Annotated in this window: 8 protein-coding genes and 2 pseudogenes; 7 read left to right on the top strand and 3 right to left on the bottom strand. The window is 59.9% G+C overall.

Features of this window, described 5'->3' with window-relative positions; all coding sequences use genetic code 11:
- Window positions 1-454: 454 nt before the first annotated feature.
- The 6 genes and pseudogenes from ACZXDY_RS43505 to ACZXDY_RS43480 all read left to right on the top strand — a co-directional run.
- On the top strand, window positions 455-1,219 hold the full coding sequence (locus ACZXDY_RS43505) for a carbonic anhydrase (protein ID WP_464349726.1): 765 nt from the start codon (window positions 455-457) through the stop codon (window positions 1,217-1,219).
- Window positions 1,220-1,495: 276 nt separating this feature from the next.
- Window positions 1,496-1,816: pseudogene (locus ACZXDY_RS43500) on the top strand (IS5 family transposase); the annotation flags it as partial.
- 1,111 nt (window positions 1,817-2,927) lie between these two features.
- On the top strand, window positions 2,928-4,109 hold the full coding sequence (locus ACZXDY_RS43495) for a DUF1376 domain-containing protein (RefSeq protein ID WP_464349725.1): 1,182 nt from the start codon (window positions 2,928-2,930) through the stop codon (window positions 4,107-4,109).
- Entirely contained in the window at window positions 4,102-4,830 is a 729-nt protein-coding gene (locus ACZXDY_RS43490) for a hypothetical protein (protein ID WP_464349724.1), read from the top strand. Before ACZXDY_RS43495 ends, ACZXDY_RS43490 begins: the two co-directional genes overlap by 8 nt.
- Window positions 4,831-4,857: 27 nt before the next feature.
- Window positions 4,858-5,091 carry a helix-turn-helix domain-containing protein gene (locus ACZXDY_RS43485; RefSeq protein ID WP_464349723.1) on the top strand — a complete coding sequence of 78 codons (234 nt, stop codon included), beginning with the start codon at window positions 4,858-4,860 and terminating at the stop codon, window positions 5,089-5,091.
- 278 nt (window positions 5,092-5,369) lie between these two features.
- Window positions 5,370-5,575 (top strand): annotated as a pseudogene (locus ACZXDY_RS43480) (L,D-transpeptidase family protein); the annotation flags it as partial.
- Window positions 5,576-6,626: 1,051 nt separating this feature from the next.
- Here ACZXDY_RS43480 and ACZXDY_RS43475 read toward each other — a convergent pair.
- The gene (locus tag ACZXDY_RS43475) at window positions 6,627-6,977 is read right to left on the bottom strand and encodes a hypothetical protein (RefSeq protein WP_028169311.1); all 351 of its coding nucleotides are present in this window, start codon (window positions 6,975-6,977) and stop codon (window positions 6,627-6,629) included.
- 135 nt (window positions 6,978-7,112) lie between these two features.
- On the opposite strand from ACZXDY_RS43475, the gene ACZXDY_RS43470 reads away from it, so the two are divergent.
- Window positions 7,113-7,304, top strand: a complete 192-nt coding sequence (locus ACZXDY_RS43470) for a hypothetical protein (protein ID WP_028169312.1) — start codon at window positions 7,113-7,115, stop codon at window positions 7,302-7,304.
- A gap of 240 nt (window positions 7,305-7,544) precedes the next feature.
- Here ACZXDY_RS43470 and ACZXDY_RS43465 read toward each other — a convergent pair whose 3' ends face one another.
- Together ACZXDY_RS43465 and ACZXDY_RS43460 are read right to left on the bottom strand one after the other, a co-directional pair.
- Entirely contained in the window at window positions 7,545-7,856 is a 312-nt protein-coding gene (locus ACZXDY_RS43465) for a hypothetical protein (protein WP_464349722.1), read from the bottom strand.
- Window positions 7,857-8,053: 197 nt separating this feature from the next.
- Window positions 8,054-8,596 (bottom strand): class I SAM-dependent methyltransferase, encoded by a 543-nt coding sequence (locus ACZXDY_RS43460; protein ID WP_464349727.1) that lies wholly within the window; start codon window positions 8,594-8,596, stop codon window positions 8,054-8,056.
- Window positions 8,597-8,714: the final 118 nt, after the last annotated feature.

Here is an 8,714-nt window from a genome sequence, read left to right as displayed (position 1 = left end):
TACATTGATGCAAGACCGCATCTACCGGATCGTCGAAATCTTCTTGCTACGCACGGCCGGACCATACATTGGGTCACAAGCGGCGGTGGAGGTGAGCATGGACCCGCGTCCGGTCTCCCACTGACAGCCGACATGATAACGGTTTAAACGTTGTTCTGTTTGGGGCCAATTCCGGACCCAGCGCCTGGGAAGACAAGTGACCCAGATAGTTCGGTCATCGGCTGCGCCAAGCCACATCGCTCAATATTCCTCGCGGAGTCGGAGGAATAAATCAGCCGAATATGTATAGCCCGAACGGGGCGTTGCGCTAAACTATGCCGGCCGTTCTGCATCGCGATGTGGGCAAGCAACTCGCGTGTCATGAGCTTGAGGACAACCTTTCAAGGCCGAGACGATACATCAGCAGCCCTCACTGACGTGACTCGATGCGAACGTGAGACATAAGGAGGCGCAGATGAAACCTACGGACATTTCCGCCCAAGCCGTTGGTATGGCCTGCCGCTGTGATTGCGGCTCTATGGAGCCAAGGGGCCATGAGAAGCATGCCGATCTGGCGCGTCGCGGCTTCCTGTGCAACGCCATCGCCGGCACGGCGGTAGCGCTGGCAGGCGCGACGGTCATTCGCGCTCTGCCCGCATCGGCGCAGAGCACTTTGACGCCCGAGGCTGCACTCAAGGCGCTAATGGACGGCAACCAGCGCTATGTCGCCGGACAACTCCATTCCCTCAATGAAGACCTTTCGATTCTCAAGGCCAAAACAGCCGAGAAGCATGAGCCCTTTGCCGCGGTTCTATCCTGCGCGGATTCACGGGTACCGGTGGAGTTTGTCTTCGACCAGAGCATCGGCCAAATCTTCGTCGTCCGTGTAGCCGGGAACGTAACTACGCCCGGGATCACGGCGAGTCTCGAATATGGCGTCGCCGTTCTGGGCACCAGAGTCCTCGTCGTGCTGGGGCACGGCAATTGCGGTGCGGTCAAGGCAACCATTGAAGGCAAGGCTGTGCCTGGCCAGATCAGCGTCCTTTACGCCCCCATCCAACCGGCGGTGGTCGCCGCGGGCGGCAACCTTGACGCTGCCATCGACGCCAACGCCAGGATACAGGCGACCCTGCTCAGCGAGGCATCCCCCGTCATCGCCGGAGCGATCAAGGAGGGGAAGCTGATGGTCGTAGCGGCCCGCTACGACATCATGAGCGGAAACGTCTCGCTGCTCGCCTAGGCTTCGATCTAGGCCACGTGCGATCCCAGTCGGCAGACGGTAGTCTTCGTTCGAGCAGGATGGTTGCGGCATCGTGGGTTTTCCTGCCCGGGCTTTGTGTCATGCTCCACCACGTTGGAGTCCGCTCAGGGTCATTTTCGACCGATTCAGCGGGGATTGTCGGCCGGTTGATGTCCGCTTTTCCCCGATAGCGGCGCCGGCGCCGAGGCCGCATCGAGAGCATTGAGTTTGGCCGGATGCCTGTGATTCAGGCTCCCAAACTGGGGGTCTCGAATCATGCGCTATGAACTCGCCGACTATGAATGGGCCGCCATCAAGCCAATGCTGCCCAATAAGCCGCGTGGGGTTCCTCGGGTAAAACGGCCGTCGTGCCCTCAATGGCATTTTCTGGGTGCTGCGATCTGGAGCACCTTGGCGCGATCTGCCAGATGTGTTCGGTCCCTACACCACTTGCTACAACCGCTTCGTCAGCTGGCGGTGGGCCGGCGTCTGGAGCCGCATCATAGATGCACTCGCCGCTGCTCGTGATGCAGCCGTCCAGATGATCGACACCTCCATTATCCGCGTGCATCGAATGGAGCGTGCATCACCAAATCCCGGGCTATGGTTGGCTGCCGCCGCTCCCCACCCCATCCAGTAACCTTCAAGGGAATTGCCGGCTCTTCGTGCGTCGCTGGCCGTTTCGCCAGCGCCGACCGTGGGTTTTACCCGTGACTTTTCCGGCTGCGGCTGCAAACCGCAATGCAATCAATGCGGTTCAGAGGATGGGATATCCGTGGAGTATAAAAAACTGCGCGGTGGTCGATTGATCCTGCAAGATCGCAATGGCTCGTGCCGCTAACGTTCAGCGGCTGTCGGATCAGCCAGTATTCGACTCTCTAATCCCGGCGCGTGAAGCCGCGCATTGGCACTATCGGAAGACCTTGGGCTCATAACGGGGGACGCATTTTTTTCGGGGCAACCGTGTCGGAACACCACTGAGTCACTTTGAAAGATTGTGAAACACTTACTGGGACAGTGAGACACCTCGGCAAGCCACGGAGCCTACGATGAAATTCACGCCGCAAGCCCATTTGAGGACGGCTGGGACACTTCAGCGGGCAGCGAAAGCAGCCACGGGGACGAAGAAGGCGCGTCTGGAGAGCCTCGCGTACGCGTTCCGGATCCGGGCGAAACAGCTCGCCGCGAGAACCAAGGGCATGATAACGGACGCTCCGAATCCATTCACGATGAACCCTACGCCGGACACGCAGCCGCTGGTCGCCGCGCCGACAATCGACATAGGCGCTCCCACCAAGCCGACTTCGTCAGGTTAGGCTTATTGCGCTATCCGCGCCGAAGCGGACCGCTGCTATCGCCTACTTGAGCCTCGTAGGAGAACCTTGCCGCTCGATAGCGCCAATCAAGAGGGGCGAAGCTAACCTCCACGTGACTATGAATTTTGATTTGGAGTGCGTGCGAAATCGCGTGTTTTCCACAATCTTCAATTCCGGAGCATTATCAGGACACTTGAGACAATTTGGGGAATGAGATAGCGTCAAAAACATCACGGTGGAGTTATATGCGCTTTTGAAAGCACCCTCGGCATATGTCGATGGGTGCTTTTTTGCGTCGCCACTTTAGCCCCCCGTCCTTCCTATCTCATATCTCAAACATCGACAGACCCGCCGGCACCGCCGAGCGGGTTTTTCAATTTTGGAGACTTCCCATGAAAGATCAGAAATACCTAACGCCGACCGAAGCCGCCAAATACCTTCGTTCGTCCAAATCGACCCTCGCGAAGCGACGACTTTCCGGGGGCGGCCCCGTGTTCGTGAGGATTGGACGTGCGGTCCGATACCGCCAAAGCGATCTCGACTCATGGATGACGTCGTCAACCAACCTGCCCAGTAAAATCAATTCTGCTGGGGGGCGCGGTGATGACAACAGTCGTCCCAAGACTTTTCCCTTCTGGATGGTCATCGCCCTGGATCCAGCCATGAGGGGAAGCATGAACCACTTTTGGTTTCCCTTTTACGTTGGCGATTACATCAAGGACACTGCACGCCTGACAACCGAGGCGCACGGCGCGTACCTGCTGTTGATTCTCGACTATTGGACGAAGGGGGCGCCACCGGACGACGACAAGGTTCTGGCAACGATTGCACGCCTGCCGGTCAGCAGGTGGACCAGCAAGATCCGGCCACTCCTGGTGGGCTTCTTTGAGGTGGCGGATGGCGTTTGGCGACACCGCCGAATTGAGGAGGAACTGGCGCGCGCCGATCAGGTGGCAAAATCGAACAGCGACAAGGGCCGCTCGGCAGCAAATAGCCGTTGGTCGAAGCATCGTCGCGGTATGGGCCAAGCATCCGCCAGGCATGCTGCAAGCATGCCGGATGCAATGCATAACAATGCACAGTCACAATCACAGCCACAATCACAAGAGGATTTATCTGCGCATAGCGCAGCTAAATCCTGCAATGCGCCGCCTGCTCCGAGCAAATCGCTGTTCTCGTCTGAGGACTTCGAGTTGGCGGACCGCATCACGCACGCCCAAGGCCTTAATCCTGCCGATCCGCGTGTGGCGGGAACGGCCTATTTCGCGAACAAATGGCGGCAGGCCGGGTGGCAGCCGGACGTGATCGTGGCGACGATCGAGCGCGTGATGGCTAAGCGCGACAAGGCGCCAAACAGTCCGAAGTACTTCGAGAACGCCATTGCGGACGCGCATGCGGATCTTGCGCGCGGAGTGCCGCACGGCAACTCGACTGAGACGACGAAGCGCGAGCGCAGCAAGAGCGCAGCCGAAATCTTCCTCCAACTAGACGACGAACTGAACGGACACAGCAATGAAGAACAAGCTACCCGCCCAGACTACTCAGCCGGCCCAGGTGTCATCTTGGATGCCTGACCCTGCCGCGACGCACATCGCCGCCATCGTCCATAACTCGCTGGATAGGTACGGCAACCGTGCTGTTCTGCGCCGACCGCTCACGGCGCTAGAAACGGAGGTGCTAAGAGCGCGCCTCACCACAGTCGACAGCCTGTTGCAGCCCCCGAGTAGTGAGACGGATTTGAAACGCATCAGCCGAGCGGTCTCGGCAGCTCTCATTGGCTACGGAAAGACAGATCAAGCTACCATTGCCGGTTACGTCCGGTTGCTTTCGGATCTACCCCCGTGGGCCGTTGAGCAGGCCTGTGATGACATTCGCCGCGGCGCAGTGGTCGATCTCAACCCCGACTACCAGCCCGCAGCGCCACGCATCCACCGACTTGCTGACCAAAAGGCAAATGTAGCGCGAGCCGAGCGGGGACGCCTCAACCTGTTGCTCACCGCCCCCGTCGAGCTAGCAAATACCACAGCAAGGGCCGCCGAGGGCGAGCGCGTCGCCGCCTCGCTACAGACATTTCACGGGCAAATTCACACGCCGAACTTGCTGGAAAGCGAGCAGCGCCAAGCCAAACGCGAGTTGGCAGAGCGCGAGAAGGCCAGCCGTGAGGAATACCAGCGCCGCATGGAGTACATCTCGCAGGGGTTCGAGCCCCTGACGAACAAGCGCGGCCAGACGATATCGCTGCGGCTCGCCCGGAACCTCGGCTTGGACCTGAAGCGGCGCGACACTGACAGTTAAACCACCTGAAAGGCGCGGAGGAGTCGGATGCAACACACGAACGATCATCAAGCCAATAGAGGCGCACTAGTGGCGACAGTAAACGAGACCATGGCCGCACTTAAGATTGGCAGGGCCAAGATGTACGAGCTCATCAACAACGGCCAGCTTCAGTCCTATGTCGAAGGCACTTCCCGCAAAATCGTGTGGTCGTCGATTTACGACTACATTGAGCGGCGTCTTGCGGAAGAGGCAAAGCGCCGTAGCGGCCGAGTTGCCTGATCTAACGCTTTCGCCAGGCTGCTGCAGCGTCACACCGCTGATTATGCATATGACGGTGAAATTTCTTGCAAACATAAGTCGCGAAAAGTTGCCTGCCGCCCGCAATCCCCTTGACGACATGCTAACTCGTCCACCCCTCGACGGATCACCGCTCCTCCAAACACCCGTTGAACAAATTGGGTTTTTCAGTCAAGGCCGTCCAAACCCACGGGTTCAAGCTACGATCGGAGCGTTTCCGACCCGACCCAAGGCTCAAGGCTCGCCGCGTGTTGCTCATAGACGACTACTCGAACCTGTATGACGTTGCCTACATGCCCCACGTCCAACGCATTACCTGGTCAGGCGTCGCGCTCCACGGCCGCCCCCCTGCCCGGATATTCGGTGTCGCATGGCTGCGTTCGGATGCCCTTTGACTTCGCAGCTAGCCTGTTCGAAGCGGCCCCAGTTGGGCATGCGAGTGATCGTAGCCCCGACGGATGTGGCTGCCAAGAAGGCGGATCAGGCGAGACGCCGCCGGGACGTTTTTCCGGGAGGCCGCGCAGGCGATCGTGCCGGTGCGTGTAGCGGAAAATCTGAGGTTCAGGGCCGAGGCGCAATTGGCCGCCGCCGACACTGCGCTGGAGCGGTCGACCGGCGACAGCAACATGCCGTGAAGCGTCGTCTCTTGGGACGGCGGTCGTCCGCACGGCGCCGCGGTTGAACCACATGACCGGGACCGCGCGGCAGCATAGGTCACGACATTGAGCCAATGCTGACGGACACGGGAGCTGCGCTCGGTCATCCCACAGGACGCTTTGGATCGCATCGCCGGGATGTCGCCGCGGTCTTCCTTCACGGACGAGCCGCTGAGCTCGGCGACCGGCAAGGGCACGGACTTTGTGGTCCTCCTGAGCGGCGAGCCGCAAGCAGGCATCAAGATCCGGCGACGCGGTCCGGGCGCAGCCCGCCCACGCGATCGCCTGCCTTATTGGCGCTCGCCTTTTGCGGGTCCGTTTTCCATCTTATGAGCTTGTCCTTGCGGCAACTCCGATCGCAAGGCAATGAATCCGCTGGCGGACACAATGTGAGTCACTTCATAAAATAGTGGGACAGTCGATGGGACAGCGGGACACCTATGATGGCTGGCTATATGCCTATAGCTAATTGTCGTCGTCCGGATGTATCCAACGTCGGGCACGATCTCGCGTGAGTTGGTCAGTTGATCACCTGCACAGGTGGCCGGTAGCGTCGCGTACCTTAGGACCCACAGCCGAACGATCCCAAAAGCCTGCAGATCGGCGAGCACCAGGTGGAATTTGCGCTTTTAGGAGACTAGTGAGTCGTCCCAAAAATGAGTGAAACAGAAAATGGGACAGTGAACCAGCGGAACCCCGCCGCAATGATCATCGACCTCTCTTCATTTCTCGTGGCTGAGTGGAGAACTAGTTTGCCTCCCCTGCCCCGGCCATGCCGCATTGAACCGTCGGCGATAGCCGATCCAAGGCGACAGGCCCTCACATGCGCAATTGCGCATGTGGGAATGACGACAGTCGCGACTATTTCTCCCTGATCGGCGGCGCGGTCTTCTCGGCGGGTGCGGGCGGCAGCACCGGCTGGGCGCCGGCTTTCTGCGCCTCGGAATTGGGGCGGGCCGGTTCGGGCGGAACGTCCGACGGCCGCTTGCCAGTTCCGGTCGTTGTCGGCTCTGAGGGCGCCGACGGTTTTGTTTCTGCCCCGGGTGTGGATTGCAGCGGCGGCGTGGCCTGCGCCATTTCTTGCGGATGCTGAGGATTGCCCGCGCTCAGCTCGGCCAGCGAAAGCGCCGATATCGCGAGCCCTGTCCCGACCAGCGCGGACGCGATCAGTATATCCTTCCCGAAGCTGCGCTTGTTGTCATCGGCTGACATATCGTTCGGCCTGCGACATTGTTCGCGACATCAACGATCCCGGCGAGGCATGGTTCCGCGTATGGGAGCGCTGGAACACGCACAAATCGGCCCAGAAAGCCGCAATCAGTCCGTGGTGTTCACTTCCCAGGTGGCATGGCGCACCCCGGGCTGGCGCTGCAGATCGGCGACCACCCATTCAATTTCGTTGGGATTGATGGCGGCGGAGACGAGCTTTGCCACGATCTCCAGAAGGTCGTCGCCGGCTTCGACGACATCCACGTCGGCGGCTGGCCCGGCTACCCTACCCGTTTCACCCTGATCCTGACGCCGGCGGTGCCGAAGTGAAAGAGATCGGACCGTTCCTGTTCTGGTATGTGCTGCTCGCGCTCATGGGAATCATCCTCCTTATCGGCCGCGTGCTGCAATCGTGGCCGCCATCATGAACGTCACCCCGCTCCACTACACCCGCCCGATCGACGCCCAGGACGAGCGCAAGACCTGCGACAAGTGCCTCCGCTCCTTCCGCTGCCCGACGCCCAGGCCGATCGATTCACATGCGGAGCCTGCGGGAGCGGTTACCCACCACTACCGAACCACTCCCGAACCGGTCCTCGACATCTGCGCCATTGTCGGCGCCATCGCCTTCTTCGACTGGATCGCCCACATCGCATGGACATCTGGCGGTATGCCGGCGTCAGCGGCATGTTGATGGGGGGATAGGAGACCGACACCCGCATCATCCCCTGCCCATCCTGCGGCGGTGACAAAGGCCACGCCTACCCTGTCGACATTAACCACTTTGATGGCTCGCTGATCGAACACTGGTATCCCTGCGAAGCCTGCGAGGCCACCGGCGAGATTGAGATAGCGCTTGAGCCCGTCGAGCTCGGAAGCCATGGAGCCGTCCCAGCCACGACCTACATCTACCGCTGGGACCGCCAGGCCGCAAAGGCAACCCTGCACCACAACTATCCCGCAATGACCAAAGAGGCGACAGCCCCAGCCGTTATTCTAGCCTTCTCTTTCGTGGAGTAACCGCGCCTTGTCAGGCGGCGGTCAGGCCGACACCGGCCCTACTCGGCCTGAGTCCGGCCCTACCTCTTTTTGACGGCGAAGCCGCGAACCAGCGGCAAGGGGCTGGTTTTCCCCTCAATCAATAGCTTTGACGAGAGCGGTCCCGACACATGCGCTGCGTCAAGCTCTTGCATTTCGTCCAAATAGAGCCCGACACCGCCAATCATCTGGCTTTGGGTCGCCACAGACGGAATATCGGAACGAACAAAAGCCTTGGCGCCATTCGCAAATACAAACTCAGCTACCCTCCGATGCTCGGACCATTCCCAAGCGGGTGCCGTGAAGAGGCAAACTCCTCCTGATTTAAGCAAGCGGCTCACCTCCTGCCAAAAGTTCGCATCGTTGTAGGGATCCCCAAGCGACGACACGATCAGTTCAAAACTTGTACGCGGCAGTCCCGTGCTGGTGGCGTCCGCGACGAGCAATCTTGCGCCGCGCCGCCCCCAATCCCGCGAGTGTTCGAGCATTCGCGGCGACTGATCTAGCAACGTGACGTGCGAGAGGGGCAATTTATTCGCGGCCACAATCGGGGCCACGATCGATCGGCCCGTACCGACCTCCAGAATGGCCTTGGCGTCGGGAGCATATTTTTGAATTCGCGGAACTAGTCATCTGGAACGCAAGTTCGTCACATTATATGATGGCTCGATTCTCTGTAGAGGAGAGCGCTTGTGGCGAATG

The organism is Bradyrhizobium sp. LeoB3, from assembly GCF_055456055.1.
Note: the sequence above shows the minus strand (reverse complement) of the source record. Positions and strands in the feature narration are given on the sequence as shown.